Origin of the sequence: Methylobacterium bullatum (assembly GCF_014845095.1) — a bacterium.
Taxonomy (GTDB): Bacteria; Pseudomonadota; Alphaproteobacteria; order Rhizobiales; family Beijerinckiaceae; genus Methylobacterium; species Methylobacterium bullatum.
Genome location: NZ_NKUG01000120.1, coordinates 1 through 15417 on the forward strand (window position 1 = coordinate 1; position 15417 = coordinate 15417).

Here is a 15417-nt window from a genome sequence, read left to right on the forward strand (position 1 = left end):
AGGTCGTCCCGGGCGCGACGGTCGGCGAGCGCGACGGCATCGGCCGCCAGCGCCTTGCGGATGGCGGCGAGCAGAACCTCGGCGATGAAAGGCTTGGTCAGGAACTCGACGGCCCCGCCCCGCATGGCGCGGACGGACATGGGAATCGTGCCGTAGCCGGTCAGGAAGATGATCGGGACCGTATTGCCGTCCGCGCGCAACGAGTCCTGGACGGCCAGCCCGCTCTGTTCGGCGAGGCGCACGTCGAGAAGGACGCATTCGGGGGATCGGCGCCGGAGAGACTGCGCCAGTCCGCCGGGATCTCCGTGCCCGACCGCCGCCAATCCGTCGGACAGGCAGAGGCTCACCAGCGCTTCGCGTAGCACCGGATCATCGTCGACGATATGAACGGTCGCTTCGGGCATGGTTCTCGATGCGCACCTCGCCGATGCGAATACGTTCACCTGATACACGATTTGGGTCGCATGGCGATTGCAAGCTTGACGATTGCCTTCGCCTCGACATGAGCTTCGGCGTCTTCCGATGGCCCATACCCGGCGATCCGCATCGGGTGGGGACTCGGCCAGGCCACCGCGAAAGGACCGACGGCTTCCTCTCGCCCGCCCGGCTCGGCCGCGATGGCGGACAGAGCTCGTCTGGTATCCGATACATCTGTATAATAGCCGTCTTCGCGCACGGCTTGCACGGTGCCGGCATGGATCTTCACCGGCACGGCGCACACAAATTCCCGAAAGCCGGTCTCATCGCCTCATCGGCGGGGCGGCGTTGGGAGGGCGTCGCCGCGGAAGTCCGGTCCCACCCGGCGGGCGACCTGCCCGCCATCGTCCCGGCCCAGATGGAGATCACCCTGGCGATCCGGCGCAGCCCGGATGCGCATGTCAGCCGCAAGGGGGCCGGGATCCGGCAGCGGACGCCGGTGGAGGCGGGGACGATCTGGCTCTGTCCCGTGGGGGTCGGCGAGGACGACATCCATATCTCCGCGCCCCTCGACGAGATCCTCCACATCTATCTGCCGGCGGAGCGCTTCGAGACTCTCGCGGGGCTGTACGGCGATGCGCGCATCCGTGCCGATACGGTACGCTATCTCGCCGGCGTCGAGGATCCGTTGCTCGCCCAGATCGGGCTCTCGATCCACCAGGAGCTGATCCGGGAAAGCTCGGCGGGCCGCATGATGGTCGAGGCCGCCGCCCTCGCCCTGACGGCGCGGGTCGCGCAGGCCTACGGTCACGACCGGCCGGACACGCGCGTGCGCCCCGCCACGGAGACCGCCGGCCCGGATCGGATCGACCGCGCCGTGGCGTTCATCCGCGACAATCTCGAACGGGACCTCTCCGTGGCCGAGATCGCCGCCGTGGCGTGCCTCAGCCCCTTCCACTTCAGCCGCATGTTCAAACGCGTCACGGGCAGGACGCCCTATGCTTTCGTCAGCGAGGAAAGACTCGCTCGCGCACGGCGGTTGCTGAACGACACCAAGATCCCGCTGGTCGACATCGCCTTGTCGTCCGGTTTTTCGAGCCAGGGCGCGTTCAACACGGCCTTCAAGCGCGTCATCGGCAAGACGCCGGGCGAGTACAGGCAGGATGCCTCATGAATGCCGGTCCCGTGAACAGCAGGATATGGACACGCCACCGCAGCCTCGCGAAAGACGGGCTCTAGCTTGGCCGTTTAGCATCTCGCCATCGTACGATGGGAGACAGACATGCTTCGAACGCTTGTCCACGAAGGGAATGCGCCGAGTGCCGTGCCGCCGGCGCCGGCCTCTCTCCGCCCCACCCCGACGCACGACGTCCGGTTCGGCGGCATGTCCCATGACTCCGTCCGCCAGGCGAGAATCCGGCCCGACGATTGGTCGGACGGCGCCATCGTCCTCGGCTGGCGGGACGGCATGGCCGGCGGCCTCCGGGTCGACCGGCACGATGCGCTCATCCTCCAGGTCCGGCTCGGCGAGACGGAAGGGCGATCCCCGCACCGGGAGGTCGTCGAGGGGGGCCAGCCCCCGATGGTCCTGCGCGCGGGGGAGGCGATCCTCCATGATCTGCGCCAGACCTGCATCGTGCGAACACCGAAGCGAACCCTCCTGATCGGGCTCGACAATCGACGTCTGAAGCGGGTGGCCGAGGATCTGGGCATCCTCGACGCCGATCCCCTCGATGAACTCGTGCCGGCCTACGGCGCGGTCCTGGCGGACCCCGCCCTGCACAACCTCGCCGTCAGTGTCGGGGAAACGCTGGCGCGGCAGGATCGCTGGGCCGACGTCATCCGCCGCCCGTTGACCCGCGCCGTCGCGGCTCATCTGCTCGGGACCTATACGTCGCTCCAGCCGGCGCCCGAGACGGTTCGCGGCGGCTTGGCTCCCTGGCAGCTCCGTCGCGCCCAGGACCATATCCGCTCCGATCTCGCCCGGCCGATCCACCTCCAGACGGTCTCGGAATCCTGCGGGCTCTCCGTCAGCCACTTCGCGCGCGCCTTTCGCCAATCCACCGGCATCGCCCCCCATTCTTGGCTGACGCGGGAGCGCATCGCCCAGGCCAAGACCATGATGCGGAAGGGAGATCGGACGCTCGCCGACATCGCGCTCGCCTGCGGCTTCGCCGATCAAAGCCACTTCACGCGCGCCTTCGCCAAGGATGAGGGCACGACCCCGGGCCGCTGGCGTCGCCGGGTGGAACCGGACTCGCGGCACGCGTCGCGCGATCGTGGCCCGGTGGAGTCGGTGGTCGGCGGCGGTGGCTGACGACCTGCGCCCGCCTGTCCTCGATCACCACATGGTGTGCTTGGCCTTTTCAGCCCACGTCGAATCGTAGACCTCGCCCCCGACTCGACCATGGCTCAGTTCGGCCAGAATCTGCCCGGGCGACGGCAGTGTCTTTGGGTCTACGTGGTTGGCCTGCTGCCACAGGCCGGATCGGATGAGGGCGCGAGCACACTGGAAGTAGACCTCCCCAACGGTGATGACCATCACGGTGCGAGGCGCTTTGCCATCGACGGCGAAGGACGCGCACAGGGTTCGATCGTCGTCGATGACCGCTCGGCCGTTCACCCGCAGGGCGTTGCCGATGCCGGGGATCAGAAACATCAGCCCCACCCTCGGATCGCGCACGACGTTGCGGAGGCTGTCGATCCGGTTGTTCCCCCGGCGATCGGGCAAGAGAAGCGTGCGGGGATCGGCGACGCGGACGAACCCTGGACGATCACCACGGGGAGAGCAGTCCAGGCCTTCGGGACCAGCGGTGGCGAGGGTCGCGAAGGGCGCGACCTCGATGAAGCGCCGGTAATGCGGGGTGATGTGGTCCGCGACCTTGGCGGTGGACGCGTCAGCGACGGCGCCCCACTCCCCATAGATGCGCTCGAGTCCCTCCACCGTTTCGATCACTGCCATCGCTCGTACACCTCTTGGCCAATGGATGGGCTCTACCCCTCTCGCATGAAGCGGGGCGGCCGAAGCAGAGCGACGGCATTCCGTCGCCGGCTCGGCCCCGGGACCTACGGCCTCGATGGAGTGCGAGCCGGGAGCCGGAGTCGAACCTTCAGGCCGCCCGCTCACGCAGATGCGCGATGAGCTCGGCCGCCGCGCTGTCCGGGTCGGCATCGTTCCGGATCGTGCACTCGGCCTCGATCGGAACGACGCGGTCGAGGCGGGCGCGCAAATCCCCATCCTCCGGCCGGCCCCGCGCGGCGAGACGCCGGGCGAGGATGTCGGGCGAGGCCGTGACGAACACGACGCTGACGCTCGGCTGGGCGAGGCGGGCCGCCTGGACGATACGGCGTGAGACGTTGCAGACCACCACGCGTCCGGCTCGCGCGTGATCCAAAGTCTCGCCGGGGATGGCGTAGCCGAGGCCGTGCGCACGCCAATGCAGGGCGAAGGCGCCGGAGGCCGCTCCGTCCGTGAACGCCTCCTCCGAGATCGCGACATTGTCCTCGTGCGCCGAGGGCGCGCGGGTCACGAGGCGACGCGGGAACACGAAGCGGGACTCGTGGGCGAGGGCCTCGCGTGCCAGGCGCAGCAGGGTGTCCTTGCCGGCCCCGCTCGGGCCGACGACGAGAACGAAGCCGCCGGGCATCACACCACCCGCGTGCCGGCGCGCCAGACCTGACGCACCACCGGCACGCCCCGGGCGAGACGGACGCGGACGAGGTCCGCGCGGAGAGCCGGCTCCAGACGGCCGCGATCGGTCAGCCCGGTGGCGCGCGCGGGGTTGGCCGTCACCGTGGCGATGGCGTCCGGCAGGGCAATGCCGGGCACGCGCTCGGGCAATCCGAACGCCGCCATCAGCAGGCTCGCCGGCACGTAGTCCGAGGACAGAATGCTGAGATAGCCGGCCTCCGCCAGGGTCTGGGCCGCGACGTTGCCCGAATGCGAGCCGCCCCGGATCAGGTTGGGCGCCCCCATCATCACGGTGATGCCGGCCGCATGCGAGGCTTCCGCCGCCTCGAGGGTAGTGGGAAACTCGGCGATCGCCACCGATTCATCGCGGGAGAGGGCGACGTCGGCCAGAGTGGTGTCGTCGTGGCTGGCGAGCGGAATGCCGAGCTCCCGCGCCAGGGCGACGAGGGCCGGGCGGTTGACGGCATTGAGGGCGTGGCCATCGCGCATCTTGCGCTCGGTGCTGAGCTTGATCTCCTCCAGGGAGCGGCCACCGCGCCCGGCATAGACGTAGTATTTGGCCACATCCCGGAACTGGCGCTGGCCCGGCGTATGGTCCATCAGCGACAGGAGGCCGATGGCATAGCGCCCGGCGAAGGCGCGCACGGTCTCGACCACGTCGGTCGAGGGGATCTCGCAGCGCAGGTGCGTGCGGTGCTCGGCCCGGAACAGGTCCGCCCCTCGCGCCTCCGCCAGGGCGGCGGCCAGGAGCTCGAGCTCGGTGCCGAGGCCGCTGCCATCCGGGTCGGTGCCGGCGCGCAACGAATCGAACACCGTGGTGATGCCGGATGCAGCGATCTGCGCGTCGTAGGCGAGCACCGCCCCGAGGGGGTGCCAGCGCACGCCGGGGCGCGGGGCGTAGTGGCTCTCCAAATGGTCGGTGTGGAGCTCGATCAGGCCCGGGATGATCGTGTCGCCGGCGCAATCGAGGCCGCGCTCGGGGGCACGTCCCGTGCCGATCTCGGCGATGCGCCCGTCGACAACCGCGAGCCAGCCCGTCTCGACCCGGTCGGGCAGAACGAGGCGCGCGTTCTCAAGGATATCGACCCGGTCCGTCATGCCTGTCTGCTCCCGATCCTGTATCCGGTTCATGCGGCCATCGCCCCGCGGAAGGCGGCGACGTCGATGATGCGCGTCGCCACCGCCTCGCGGACATCCGCGTCGTGGAAGATGCCGAGGATGCCGGCGCCCGCCGCCCGCTTCTCGGCGATGAGCTCCACCACCACGGCCCGATTCTCGGCATCGAGGGAGGCGGTGGGCTCGTCGAGGAGCAGGATGGGCCGGTCGGCGATGAGACCGCGCGCGATGTTGACACGCTGCTGCTCGCCTCCGGAGAAGGTCGCGGGCGGCAGACCCCACAGGCGCTCGGGCAGGTTGAGGCGGGCGAGCAGGTCGGCCGCGCGGGACCGCGCCGCCTCGGGCGCCAATCCCCCTTCGATTCCCGCGGCCTCCACCACGGCGCGGGCGCCGACGCGGGGGATCACCCGCAGGAACTGCGAGACGTAGGCCAGCGTCGTGCGGCGCAGGCCCAGGATCTCGCGCGGCGCGGCCGTGGCGAGGTCGATGACGCGGGTTCCGTCGCGGACCCGGATCGCGCCCGCGGCGCAGCGGTAATTGCCATAGGCCATCTTGAGGAGGGAGGACTTGCCTGCGCCCGAGGCGCCGCCGAGCACGACGCATTCGCCGGGATGGACCGCGAGGGTGGCGCCGGCGATCACCGGCAGCACGGCGCCACCGCGCAGGTGCAGGGTGAAGCTCTTGGCCACGTCGTCGAAGGCGAGGAGGGGCGGAAGGGACGTCATGACAGGGGACGTCATGCGGCGAGCACCGAGGAGACGAGGAGTTGGGTGTAGGCGGCCTGGGGGTCGTCGAGGACCTGGTCGGTCAGCCCGGTCTCGATCACCCGGCCAGCCCGCATGACGAGGACGCGGTGCGAGAGCAGGCGCGCCACGGCGAGGTCGTGGGTGACGATGATCACCGCGAGGCCGAGTTCGGCCACCAGCCCCCGGATCATGTCGAGGAGGCGGGCCTGGACCGAGACGTCGAGGCCCGAGGTCGGCTCGTCCATGAGCACGAGGCGGGGCGCGGTGACGAGGTTGCGGGCGATCTGCAGGCGCTGGCGCATGCCGCCGGAGAAGCGCGTCGGCGGGTCGTCGACCCGGTCGGCGGCGATCTCCACGCGGGCGAGCCAATCGAGGGCGGTGGCGCGGATGCGTCCGTAATGGCGGTCCCCGACGCCCATCAGGCGCTCGCCGACATTGCCGCCGGCCGAGACCGCCATGCGCAGCCCCTGCGTGGCGTCCTGGCGCACGAAGCCCCAGTCGGTGCGCATCAGGGCGCGGCGGTCGACGACGCTCAGCGCGGCGAGGTCGCGCGTCACGCCGTCCCGCATCCGGTAGGAGACCGTTCCGGCATCGGCCGCGACCTCGCCGGCGATGAGTGACAGCAGCGTCGACTTGCCGGAGCCCGATTCACCGACCACCGCCAGCACTTCGCCGGGATCGAGGGTGAAGCCGATGCCGTCGCAGGCGAGGCGCCGGCCGTAGCGCTTGGTCAGGCCGTCGACGTTCAGCAAAGGTTCGGGGAGCAGGGGTTCGATCACGCGGCCTCTCCCGTATGGCCGTCGGCGCGGCGGGTCTCGCAATGGTCGGTGTCCGAGCAGACGAACATCCGCCCGCCGGCATCGTCGAGGACGACCTCGTCGAGATAGACGTCCCCCGCCCCGCAGAGCGCGCACGGGCGGTCGAAGCTCTGGACCCGGAACGGATGGTCCTCGAAATCGAGGCTGCGCACCCGCGTGTAGGGGGGAATCGCATAGATGCGCTTCTCGCGGCCCGCGCCGAAGAGCTGGAGCGCGGGGCAATCGTCCATCTTGGGGTTGTCGAATTTCGGGGTCGGGGAGGGGTCCATCACGTAGCGGCCGGCCACCTCCACCGGATAGGCGTAGGTGGTGGCGATGTGGCCGTGGCGGGCGATGTCCTCGTAGAGCTTCACGTGCATGAGGCCGTATTCGGCCAGCGCGTGGAGCTGGCGCGTCTCGGTCTCGCGCGGTTCGAGGAAGCGCAGCGGTTCGGGGATCGGCACCTGGTAGACGAGCACCTGCCCCTCGGCCAGCGGCGCTTCCGGGATGCGGTGGCGGGTCTGGATCACCGTGGCCTCGGCCGTGCGCGTCGTGGTGGCGACCCCGGCGGTGGCGGTGAAGAAGCGGCGGATCGAGACCGCGTTGGTGGTGTCGTCGGCGCCCTGGTCGATCACCTTGAGCACGTCGGACGCGCCCAGGATCGCGGCCGTCACCTGCACCCCGCCCGTGCCCCAGCCATAGGGCATCGGCATCTCGCGCGCGGCGAAGGGCACCTGGTAGCCGGGGATCGCGATGGCCTTGAGGATGGCCCGGCGGATCATCCGCTTCGTGCCCTCGTCGAGATAGGCGAAGTTGTAGCCGGTGCCCGGCGACGGCGTGACCTGGATTTGGACCTGCGAATTCATTCGGCGGCCTCCCGCAGGGTGGGTTCGTCCGGCTCGGCCGTCCGGGCGGCGTGCTCGGCGCGCAGGCGCCGGACGAGTTCCAGTTCGGCCTGGAAGTCGACGTAGTGCGGCAGCTTCATGTGCTCGACGAAGCCCGTCGCCTGCAGGCTGTCGCAATGGGCCAGCACGAATTCCTGGTCCTGGGCCGGCACCACCACCGCCTCGCCGAGTTCGGCCGCCCGCAGGGAGCGGTCCACCAGCGCCATGGCCATGGCCTTGCGCTCGCCCTGGCCGAAGACGAGGCCGTAGCCGCGGGTGAATTGCGGCGGCACCGCCCCGTGGCCGTGGAACTGGTTGATCATCTGGCACTCGGTCATGTCCACCGTGCCGAGGCTGACGGGGAAGCCGAGTTCCTCCGGCGTGAAGTCGAGCTCCACGGTCCCGACCCGGATCTCGCCGACGAAGGGGTGGGTGCGGCCGTAGCCGCGCTGGGTCGAGTAGCCCAGCGCCAGGATGAAACCCTCGTCGCCCCGCGCCAGCCCCTGGAGCCGCACCGCGCGGTCGGCGGGGTAATCCACCGGCTCGCGGGTGAGGTCGCCCACGGGCGCGCCGTCGTCCGGCGGCGAGGGTTCGAGCAGGCCCGCCTGCCCCAAAAGATCGGTCACCCGCGGGCAGGCGGCGGCATCGGCCTCCGGCTCGGCCTCGGCGGCGGGTTCGGGGACGGCGCCGTCGGCCAGGGCGAAATCGACGAGGCGGTGGGTGTAGTCGAAGGTCGGGCCGAGCACCTGGCCGCCGGGCAAGTCCTTGAAGGTGGCGGAGATGCGCCGTGCCAGGGTCATCGCGCCGGTGTCGAGGGCCTCCGTGGCGCCGAAGCGCGGCAGGGTGGTGCGGTAGGCCCGCACCAGGAACACCGCCTCCACCACGTCGCCGCGGGCCTGTTTCAGGGCGAGCGCAGCGAGGTCGGGATCGTAGAGCGACCCCTCGGTCATCACCCGGTCGACGAGGAGGCGCATCTGCTCGCGGATCTGCGCCACGGTGAGATCGGGCACCGCCAGGTCGCCGCGCCGGATTTCGGCCAGCAGCCGGTGGGCATTGTCGATGGCGGCCTCGCCGCCCTTCACCGCTACGTACATGGGATTGCCTCCGGGGTGACGGGGCGGGCCGAGCGCGGGAGACCGGCGAGGCGCCCGGGCGCGACGAGGAGACAGTCGACGCCCAGCGGGAAGCCGGAATGGTTCGCGGCCCAGCGCGACGCCCAGTCGGCGGGCAGGGGCCCGGCATCGAGGCACACGGTACCGCGGATGCCCGGCCCCACAAACGCGAGACCCGTCGCGTCGGACAGGGTCTCGACGGCGAGGATCAGGGTGGCGGAGGCATCGGGGTAGGCGGGGGTCCCCTGCGCGAAATCCGTAAAGGCCGGGCAACGGGCGGGATCGGCGATCAGCGCGAAGGCGGCCTGCCCAGGGGAGGCGACGATCGGCGCCCCGGTGTGGAAGCGCAGGAAGCCGGCCACCGCGGGTTCGGCCCGGAGCGGAGCGTCGAGCCAGACCGGCGTGTCGGCGTCGATGAGCGCCAGCGCCACGGCCGCGAGTTCCGGCGTGAGCGGGGCAGGTGGCGTAAGGGCGGTGTCCAGGGGGCGGATGCGGCCGGGCCGGCTCAGGGCCTCCATCGCGGCGCGGAACACCGCCTGCCCGTCATGGACGGGATCGGCGAAGCCATGGGCGAGCTGTGGAGCGAGGGTATGCGCCATCAATCCTCTCCCCGCGCCAGGGTGAAGAAGTTCACCCGGGTCGCCGCCACCTTGCGGGCGGCCTGCCGCGCCGCCTCCGCCCGTCGCGCGGCGATGGCGGCCAAGGCCGCATCGAGGACCGGGCGCGTCTCCGGGCGTTGCCAGTGCGCGTCGAGGATGGCCGCGAGGCGGGCGCGATCCCGGTCGCGCCCGAGATGATAGGCGAAGCCGGTCTCGCCGCCGGGCAGCCGCACCGCCGCTCTCGTCACCGTGGCCTCGCCGGCGTTGAAGGGCCGGCCGTCGCCGCCGATCCGCCCCCGGACCATCACGAGGCCGGTCTCCGCCGGGCGCAGATCCTCCGCCTCGGGCGTGATTCCGGCCTGCACCAGGGCGGCCAGCAACTCGGCCGGGCTGGCCTGGCCGGCCCGCTCCATCGCATGCCGGCGGGCTGCGGGGTCTGGCATCCCCGGCTCAGGTGGTGTTTGGCTGGCACTCGGCATCGATCGGTCTCCAGACATGTCTAGATGTATAGACAAGAGGATGATCAGGCGCAAGGATTTTCGGGCGGGCTATGCGAGCGATCCATGAATGAGGCGGGCGACAGCCCCGTGACAGCGCTCCGGCGCGGGGGCGGTCTCGCCGCCTGGCGGCAGATCGCGGACGCGCTGGCGGGCGAGATCCGCAGCGGGGCACTTGCCCGCGGGGCGCAGCTGCCGGCCGAATCGGCGCTCGCCACCCGTTTCGGTGTGAACCGGCACACGGTGCGCCGGGCGCTCGGCGTGCTTGCCGAGGACGGGCTGGTGCGCACCACGCAGGGCAAGGGCAGCTTCGTGGAGCAGGGCCCGATCCCCTATCCGATCGGGCCCCGGACCCGATTCTCCGAGATCGTCACGCGCACGGGCCGCGAGGCCTGGGGCGACTTGATCGCGGCCGCGACGGTGCCCGCCGATGCGGGCTGGGCCGAGGCCCTGGGGATCGCCCCCGGCGCACCGATCCTCGAACTCCATACCGTGCACCGGGCCGACGGCGCCCCGATCTCGACGGCCCGGACCTGCCTGCCCCTGCCGCGCTTCTCCGGCTTCGACGCGGCCTACGCCGCCAGCGGGTCGATCACCCGCGCCTATGCGGGCTACGGGGTCGCCGACTACACCCGACTCTCGACCCGGATCGGCGCCCGCCCCGCAGACGCCGAGGAGGCGGCCCGCCTCGACATCGCCCCCGGCCGCAGCCTGATCGTCCTGTCGAGTGTGAACGTGGACGGCGACGGCCAGCGCATCCAGGCCACCCGCAGCCTCTTTGCGGCCGACCGGGTGGAGCTGGTGGTGGAGTGATCGGCGTCTGCGCGACCACGATATCGTCGACCCAGGCGACCGGGCGCGTGGACCCGCAATCCAGCCGCCGGCGGAACGGCTCGCCCGCGGTTCAGGCGGACGGCTCGGCTGCGGCCTTGCCCCAGTTCGGCAGGGGAAAGGCGCGGTCGTAGGTCAGGTTGAAGAGGAAGGCGTAGACCACGTAGAAGGCCGCGATCGTCAGATCCATGAAGAAGGCCTGCGCGAGGCCGATGCCGAGATACCAGGCGATCGGCGAAAGCAGGATCATGAGCAGGCCCGCCTCGAACAGCACGGCGTGCCCCACCCGCAGGAGGAGGCTCTTGCGCGTATGCCCAACGAGCCGCTGCATCGCCCGGTCGAAGCCGAGGTTATAGACATAGTTCCAGGCCGTCGCGATCAGGGCGCTGCCGATGCCGATCACCCCCATGTCGGAGGCGTGCAGCCCGAACAGCACGGTGCCGAACGGGACGATGAGGGCCAGCCCGAACATCTCGAACAGGAGGGCGTGGCGGATACGGTCACGGGTGCTGCGCATGGTCTCGTCTCGAAAAGCCTCGTTGGTTCGTGGCTTTCTATCTGCCATACCGCGTCCAGCAAGTTAGGACGTATCTGAGGATCAGATAGATGGCCGTCTCGCTCGACCAACTCCAGGCCTTCGTGGCCGCGGCCGAGGCGGGGTCGTTCTCCGGCGCCGCCCGCGTGCTGCGCAAGGCGCAGTCGGCCGTCAGCACCCAGGTGGCGAATCTCGAGGCCGATCTCGGGGTCACGCTGTTCAGCCGGGCGGGCCGGAACCCGGTGCTCACCCCGGCGGGGGAGCGGCTGCTGTTGGAGGCGCGCGTGGTGCTGGACCGGCGCGAGCACCTGATCGGCCTGGCGAGCAGTCTGGAGCAACGGGTGGAGAACCGGCTGGTGGTCGCCATCGACGAGCTCTATCCCGAGCATGCGCTGGGCGCCCTGTTCGCCGACTTCGCCCGGCACTTTCCCTTCGTCGAGCTGGAACTGCTCTTCCCGCTGATGGAGGATGTCAGCCGTATGGTGCAGTCCGGCGCCGCCGACCTCGGCGTGATGTGGCGCCAGGAGGTGCTGCCCACGGAACTCGGCTTCCAGACCATCGGCTGGGTGCCGCTCAAGCTCGTCTGCGGGCGCGACCACCCGCTCGCCAAAGCGCGGGTGGAGTGGGAGGAACTGAAGCGGCACCGCCAGATCCTGGTCGCCGCGCGCAGCGACGGGCCGGAGAAGCGCCGCCTGCGGGTGGCCGCCGAGGTGTGGTGGGTGGAGAGCCACTGGGTGATCCTGGAGCTGGTGAAGCACGGGATCGGCTGGGCCTTCGTCACCGACCACGTCATCGCCTCGTCGCTCACGGCGCCGCACCTCGTCACGCCGGACCTGCAGTTCGACGCGGGCGACTGGCCCATCGCCCTGGAACTGGTCTGGCACAAGCAGCGGCCCTGTGGCCCCGCCGCGACCTGGCTGCGCGAGCGCTTCGCGGCGGAGCGGATCGGCCCCGTCTCGCGGGACGGGCCGACGGGCTGACGGGGAGGGCCGGGCAGACCTCCCGCTCAGGTCGTCTCGCCGCCAATCAGGGCCCGGCGCAGGCGGCCGGAGACGGCGTCGATGATCGCCACGGTGATGAGGATCATCAGGATCAGGAAGGCGACCTGGCGCAGTTCGAGGACGCGGATCAGCTCGGTCAGGTACTGGCCGATGCCGCCCGCGCCGACGATGCCGATGATGGTGGCCGAGCGGGTGTTCGACTCGAAGAAGTACAGCACCTGGCTGCCGAGCACCGGCAGCACCGCCGGGATGAGGCCGAAACGGATGCGGTGCAACTCGGCGCCACCGGAGGCGGAGACGCCCTCGCCGGCCTTGCCGTCGACGGTCTCGACCGCTTCCGAGAACAGCTTGCCCAGCGCCCCGACATCCGCGCAGGCGATGGCGAGCGCACCGGCGAAGGGGCCGAGCCCGACCACGTTGATCCAGATCAGCGCCCAGATCAGCACGTCGACGGAGCGCACCACGTCGAGGCCGCGCCGGACGGTGAAATGCACGAAGGGATTGGGCACGACGTTGCGGGCGGCCAGGAACGCCACGGGAAACGCCAGGATCGCCGCCGTCAGCGTCCCGATGAAGGCGATGCCGAGGGTCTCGGCGAGCGCCTGAAGGAAGGCCCAGGCTCGCCCGCCGGTCTCCGGCGGCAGCATCATGAGGCTGAACTCGCCGAGGCGGCCGAGGCCATTGAGAAGGCGGGCGGCGGAGAAATCGAGGCGCACCAGCGCGTAGCCGGCCACAGCGACGAGGGCGGCGAGGGCGAGACCTGCGAGGAGGCGGGTGCGCCAGGCCGGGCGGAAGCTTTCGGGAAAGCGCCGGCGCAGGGCGGCGATCTCGGCCGGATCGAGGTCGGGACCGGTCATCGCAGGCTCCCGAGAAGGTGGTGGCGCAGGCGCTCGGTGCCGAGGTCGATCGCCATCACGGTGAGGATGATCAGGACCAGGATCGCGCTGACATCGGCGTAGTAGAAGTTGCGGATCGCCACGAGGAGCTCCTGCCCGATGCCGCCGGCGCCGACGAATCCCATGACGCCCGCGCCCCGCACGTTGATCTCGAAGCGCAGCAGCCCGTAAGAGACGAAGTTCGACAACACCTGCGGCAGCACGGCGAAGCGCAGGGTCTCGATCCGGCCGGCCCCGGCGGCGGTGAGGCTCTCCACCGGCTTCATGTCGATGTTCTCGACGACCTCGGAGAACAGTTTTCCCAGCGCCCCCGTGGTGTGGATCGCCAGCGCCAGCACGCCCACCATCGGCCCGAGGCCGAAGGCGATGACGAAGAGCAGCGCGAACACGATCTCGGGCACCGTGCGGCAGAATTCGAGCCCGCGCCGCACCAAGAAACAGGCCGTCCGGCTGCCGGTCACGTTGGCGGCGGCGGAAAAGCACAGGAGGACGCCGCCGATGGCCCCCAGCAGGGTGCCGAGATAGGCCATCAATAGGGTCTCGCCGAGGAGAGCCAGCCATTTCGGCCAGCCCCAATACCATTCGGCGAGGTCCCCCGGCAGGTTCGCCAGGGTCAGGTGGGGCAGGATCTGGGCGATGTAGTCGGTGAACCGGCCGATATTGGCCGCGAGCACCAGGGGACGCACCTCGGCGGCGTGGGCGGCGAGCCCGGCGAGGACGACGATCACGGCGAGGCCGGCCCAGGTCCGGCGCCGGGTCGCGGAGACGGCCGCGTCGTAGGCCCCCGCCAGGGCGGAGGCCCGGTGCGGGGGCAGGGGCGCGATCCGCTCAGGCATCGGTCGTGACCGGCGTCGCCGCGTGGATCGGGACAGGTCCGGTCAAGATTTGCGGCGCTGGTCGTCGTTGAACTTCAGCATCTCGATGATCGGCTGGTAATCCTTCAGGGTCACGGCGGTGAAGCCCTGGTCCTTGCCGTCCGAGAGCCGGTCGAACGCCGCCTTGTCGGCCGTCGGCATCGCCACGAGGGCGTCGCGGATCTTCGCCTTGAGGTCGTCGGGCAGGCTCGCCAGCATGGCGAAGGGCCCCTCGGGCAGGAAGTCGGACTTGAACACGACACGGAAATCGGCCTGCGTCAGGGGCGTGCCGTCGGGCTTCTTGAGCATGCCCTTGGCGGCCATGCGGGTGACCATGGTGTCGGTGTCGGTGTTGTAGAGGTTGGCGGCCGCATCCACCGTGCCCTGGACGAGGGCGAGGACGGCGTTCTCGTGGCTGCCGGCATAGACGGTCTTGCCGAAATGCGCGTCGACCGGGTGGCCGGCCTTGTGCAGGAAGAAGCGTGGCGCCTGGTTGCCGGAGGTGGAGTTGGGGTCGACCAGGGCGAGGTTCTTGCCCTTCAAGTCTTCGATCGTCTTGTAAGGGCTGTCGGCGCGCACGTAGATCACCGAGTAGTAGCCCGAGGCGCCGGTGTCGTGCTTCTGGTTGACGATGGGCTCGATCTTAACGCCGGTCATCACCGCGCGGGCGAAGGAGGCGGGGCCGTAGAAGGCGAGCTGGGCGTTGCCGGCGCGCTGGCTTTCGATCACGGCGGCGTAGTCGTTGGCGATGCGCAGCTTCACCGGCACGCCGAGGGCCTTCGACAGGTAGGCGGTCATCGGCGCGTAGCGATCGGTGGTGCCCGACGCGTTCTCGGCCGGAATCACCGCCAGGGTCAGCTCCGGATAGGCCGCTTTCCAATCCTGAGCGGCGGCCGGGACGGCGAGGAGGACGAGCGCGAGGGCTCCGGCGAGGGATCGACGGGTCAGCATGGGGATCTTCCGGATGGGGTGGTGAGGAATCAGGCGACGAGGGCGGTGGGATAGACCCGGGGCCGCGCCTGCGCGGCGGGGGCGTCGAGGACCTCGCCGGCCTCCAGCCCGTAGAGCTGGCGGGCGACATCCTCGGTGAGGTCGGCGGGCGCGCCGTCGAACACGAGGCGTCCGTCGGCGAGACCGACGAGGCGGTCGCAATAGCCGCGGGCGAGGTCGAGGGAATGCAGGTTGCACAGCACGGTGATGCCGTGGCGCCGGTTGGCCTCGGCGAGCGCGTCCATGACGATGCGTGTGTTGCGCGGGTCGAGGGAAGCCACGGGCTCGTCGGCCAGGATCAGGTCCGGGGCCTGCATCATCGCCCGCGCGATGGCGACGCGCTGCTGTTGTCCGCCCGAAAGCTGGTCGGCCCGGTGGCAGGCGAAGTCGCCCATCCCGAACTCGTCGAGGGCGGCCAGCGCGAGGGCGCGCTCGCGCTCGGACCAGAGCT

General features: G+C 70.6%; 20 protein-coding genes. 4 read left to right on the plus strand and 16 right to left on the minus strand.

Annotated features, from left to right (window positions below; translation table 11 throughout):
* A partial coding sequence (locus MBTS_RS16755) for a response regulator transcription factor (protein WP_192216071.1) occupies window positions 1-404 on the minus strand: 404 nt, incomplete at its 3' end.
* A gap of 35 nt (window positions 405-439) precedes the next feature.
* Window positions 440-712 (minus strand): hypothetical protein, encoded by a 273-nt coding sequence (locus MBTS_RS16760; RefSeq protein ID WP_156629466.1) that lies wholly within the window; start codon window positions 710-712, stop codon window positions 440-442.
* Between MBTS_RS16760 and MBTS_RS16765 the strand changes: the two genes are divergently transcribed.
* Window positions 695-1591 (plus strand): helix-turn-helix domain-containing protein, encoded by an 897-nt coding sequence (locus MBTS_RS16765; RefSeq protein ID WP_187273459.1) that lies wholly within the window; start codon window positions 695-697, stop codon window positions 1589-1591. The genes MBTS_RS16760 and MBTS_RS16765 overlap by 18 nt on opposite strands.
* Before the next feature lie 108 nt (window positions 1592-1699).
* Entirely contained in the window at window positions 1700-2734 is a 1035-nt protein-coding gene (locus MBTS_RS16770; RefSeq protein ID WP_238254118.1) for a helix-turn-helix domain-containing protein, read from the plus strand.
* Window positions 2735-2758: 24 nt separating this feature from the next.
* On the opposite strand, the gene MBTS_RS16775 is transcribed toward MBTS_RS16770, so the two are convergent.
* The 9 genes from MBTS_RS16775 to phnG all read right to left on the minus strand — a co-directional run bounded on the left by MBTS_RS16775 (window position 2759) and on the right by phnG (window position 9805).
* Window positions 2759-3379, minus strand: coding sequence for a pyridoxamine 5'-phosphate oxidase family protein (locus MBTS_RS16775; RefSeq protein ID WP_018043928.1), 621 nt, complete (start codon window positions 3377-3379; stop codon window positions 2759-2761).
* A 148-nt stretch (window positions 3380-3527) separates the two neighbouring features.
* Window positions 3528-4064 carry a phosphonate metabolism protein/1,5-bisphosphokinase (PRPP-forming) PhnN gene (gene phnN, locus MBTS_RS16780; protein ID WP_187273458.1) on the minus strand — a complete coding sequence of 179 codons (537 nt, stop codon included), beginning with the start codon at window positions 4062-4064 and terminating at the stop codon, window positions 3528-3530.
* On the minus strand, window positions 4064-5206 hold the full coding sequence (locus MBTS_RS16785; RefSeq protein ID WP_147832834.1) for an alpha-D-ribose 1-methylphosphonate 5-triphosphate diphosphatase: 1143 nt from the start codon (window positions 5204-5206) through the stop codon (window positions 4064-4066). Before MBTS_RS16785 ends, phnN begins: the two co-directional genes overlap by 1 nt.
* 29 nt (window positions 5207-5235) lie before the next feature.
* On the minus strand, window positions 5236-5949 hold the full coding sequence (phnL, locus tag MBTS_RS16790; RefSeq protein ID WP_192216072.1) for a phosphonate C-P lyase system protein PhnL: 714 nt from the start codon (window positions 5947-5949) through the stop codon (window positions 5236-5238).
* An 11-nt stretch (window positions 5950-5960) separates the two neighbouring features.
* A complete protein-coding gene (gene phnK, locus MBTS_RS16795; RefSeq protein WP_238254117.1) occupies window positions 5961-6749 on the minus strand; it encodes a phosphonate C-P lyase system protein PhnK in 789 nt (262 codons plus the stop codon).
* Window positions 6746-7633 (minus strand): alpha-D-ribose 1-methylphosphonate 5-phosphate C-P-lyase PhnJ, encoded by an 888-nt coding sequence (locus tag MBTS_RS16800; RefSeq protein ID WP_056258661.1) that lies wholly within the window; start codon window positions 7631-7633, stop codon window positions 6746-6748. The genes phnK and MBTS_RS16800 overlap by 4 nt, the downstream gene beginning before the upstream one ends.
* On the minus strand, window positions 7630-8745 hold the full coding sequence (locus MBTS_RS16805; protein ID WP_192216073.1) for a carbon-phosphorus lyase complex subunit: 1116 nt from the start codon (window positions 8743-8745) through the stop codon (window positions 7630-7632). Before MBTS_RS16805 ends, MBTS_RS16800 begins: the two co-directional genes overlap by 4 nt.
* A complete protein-coding gene (phnH, locus tag MBTS_RS16810) occupies window positions 8736-9362 on the minus strand; it encodes a phosphonate C-P lyase system protein PhnH (protein ID WP_056142138.1) in 627 nt (208 codons plus the stop codon). The genes MBTS_RS16805 and phnH overlap by 10 nt, the downstream gene beginning before the upstream one ends.
* Window positions 9362-9805: a phosphonate C-P lyase system protein PhnG gene (gene phnG / locus MBTS_RS16815; protein ID WP_082473065.1), complete on the minus strand. Its 444-nt coding sequence runs from the start codon at window positions 9803-9805 to the stop codon at window positions 9362-9364. The genes phnH and phnG overlap by 1 nt, the downstream gene beginning before the upstream one ends.
* Window positions 9806-9925: 120 nt before the next feature.
* Between phnG and phnF the strand changes: the two genes are divergently transcribed.
* Complete coding sequence (gene phnF / locus MBTS_RS16820; protein WP_056142131.1) at window positions 9926-10672, plus strand: phosphonate metabolism transcriptional regulator PhnF; 747 nt, start codon at window positions 9926-9928, stop codon at window positions 10670-10672.
* 91 nt (window positions 10673-10763) lie between these two features.
* Here phnF and MBTS_RS16825 read toward each other — a convergent pair whose 3' ends face one another.
* Entirely contained in the window at window positions 10764-11207 is a 444-nt protein-coding gene (locus tag MBTS_RS16825) for a PACE efflux transporter (RefSeq protein WP_192216074.1), read from the minus strand.
* Between the two features lie 89 nt (window positions 11208-11296).
* Here MBTS_RS16825 and MBTS_RS16830 point away from each other — a divergent pair, with 89 nt between their 5' ends.
* Window positions 11297-12205 carry a LysR family transcriptional regulator gene (locus tag MBTS_RS16830; protein ID WP_192216075.1) on the plus strand — a complete coding sequence of 303 codons (909 nt, stop codon included), beginning with the start codon at window positions 11297-11299 and terminating at the stop codon, window positions 12203-12205.
* 26 nt (window positions 12206-12231) lie between these two features.
* Here the strand turns inward: MBTS_RS16830 and phnE (MBTS_RS16835) are convergent, their stop codons facing one another.
* The 4 genes from phnE (MBTS_RS16835) to MBTS_RS16850 all read right to left on the minus strand — a co-directional run.
* Window positions 12232-13083: a phosphonate ABC transporter, permease protein PhnE gene (gene phnE, locus MBTS_RS16835; protein ID WP_192216076.1), complete on the minus strand. Its 852-nt coding sequence runs from the start codon at window positions 13081-13083 to the stop codon at window positions 12232-12234.
* Entirely contained in the window at window positions 13080-13958 is an 879-nt protein-coding gene (phnE, locus tag MBTS_RS16840; RefSeq protein ID WP_018043915.1) for a phosphonate ABC transporter, permease protein PhnE, read from the minus strand. Before phnE (MBTS_RS16840) ends, phnE (MBTS_RS16835) begins: the two co-directional genes overlap by 4 nt.
* A 42-nt stretch (window positions 13959-14000) precedes the next feature.
* Entirely contained in the window at window positions 14001-14927 is a 927-nt protein-coding gene (gene phnD / locus MBTS_RS16845) for a phosphonate ABC transporter substrate-binding protein (RefSeq protein WP_192216077.1), read from the minus strand.
* A gap of 29 nt (window positions 14928-14956) precedes the next feature.
* On the minus strand, window positions 14957-15417 hold a 461-nt coding region (locus tag MBTS_RS16850; RefSeq protein WP_192216078.1), incomplete at its 5' end, for a phosphonate ABC transporter ATP-binding protein.

Coding starts and splice junctions, on each gene's coding strand:
- MBTS_RS16765 (WP_187273459.1), top strand. CDS start 695: ATGGATCTTCACCGGCACGGCGCACACAAATTCCCGAAAGCCGGTCTC.
- MBTS_RS16770 (WP_238254118.1), top strand. CDS start 1,700: ATGCTTCGAACGCTTGTCCACGAAGGGAATGCGCCGAGTGCCGTGCCG.
- MBTS_RS16775 (WP_018043928.1), bottom strand. CDS start 3,379: ATGGCAGTGATCGAAACGGTGGAGGGACTCGAGCGCATCTATGGGGAG.
- phnN (WP_187273458.1), bottom strand. CDS start 4,064: ATGCCCGGCGGCTTCGTTCTCGTCGTCGGCCCGAGCGGGGCCGGCAAG.
- MBTS_RS16785 (WP_147832834.1), bottom strand. CDS start 5,206: ATGACGGACCGGGTCGATATCCTTGAGAACGCGCGCCTCGTTCTGCCC.
- phnL (WP_192216072.1), bottom strand. CDS start 5,949: ATGACGTCCCTTCCGCCCCTCCTCGCCTTCGACGACGTGGCCAAGAGC.
- MBTS_RS16800 (WP_056258661.1), bottom strand. CDS start 7,633: ATGAATTCGCAGGTCCAAATCCAGGTCACGCCGTCGCCGGGCACCGGC.
- MBTS_RS16805 (WP_192216073.1), bottom strand. CDS start 8,745: ATGTACGTAGCGGTGAAGGGCGGCGAGGCCGCCATCGACAATGCCCAC.
- phnH (WP_056142138.1), bottom strand. CDS start 9,362: ATGGCGCATACCCTCGCTCCACAGCTCGCCCATGGCTTCGCCGATCCC.
- phnG (WP_082473065.1), bottom strand. CDS start 9,805: ATGCCAGACCCCGCAGCCCGCCGGCATGCGATGGAGCGGGCCGGCCAG.
- phnF (WP_056142131.1), top strand. CDS start 9,926: ATGAATGAGGCGGGCGACAGCCCCGTGACAGCGCTCCGGCGCGGGGGC.
- MBTS_RS16825 (WP_192216074.1), bottom strand. CDS start 11,207: ATGCGCAGCACCCGTGACCGTATCCGCCACGCCCTCCTGTTCGAGATG.
- MBTS_RS16830 (WP_192216075.1), top strand. CDS start 11,297: ATGGCCGTCTCGCTCGACCAACTCCAGGCCTTCGTGGCCGCGGCCGAG.
- phnE (WP_192216076.1), bottom strand. CDS start 13,083: ATGACCGGTCCCGACCTCGATCCGGCCGAGATCGCCGCCCTGCGCCGG.
- phnE (WP_018043915.1), bottom strand. CDS start 13,958: ATGCCTGAGCGGATCGCGCCCCTGCCCCCGCACCGGGCCTCCGCCCTG.
- phnD (WP_192216077.1), bottom strand. CDS start 14,927: ATGCTGACCCGTCGATCCCTCGCCGGAGCCCTCGCGCTCGTCCTCCTC.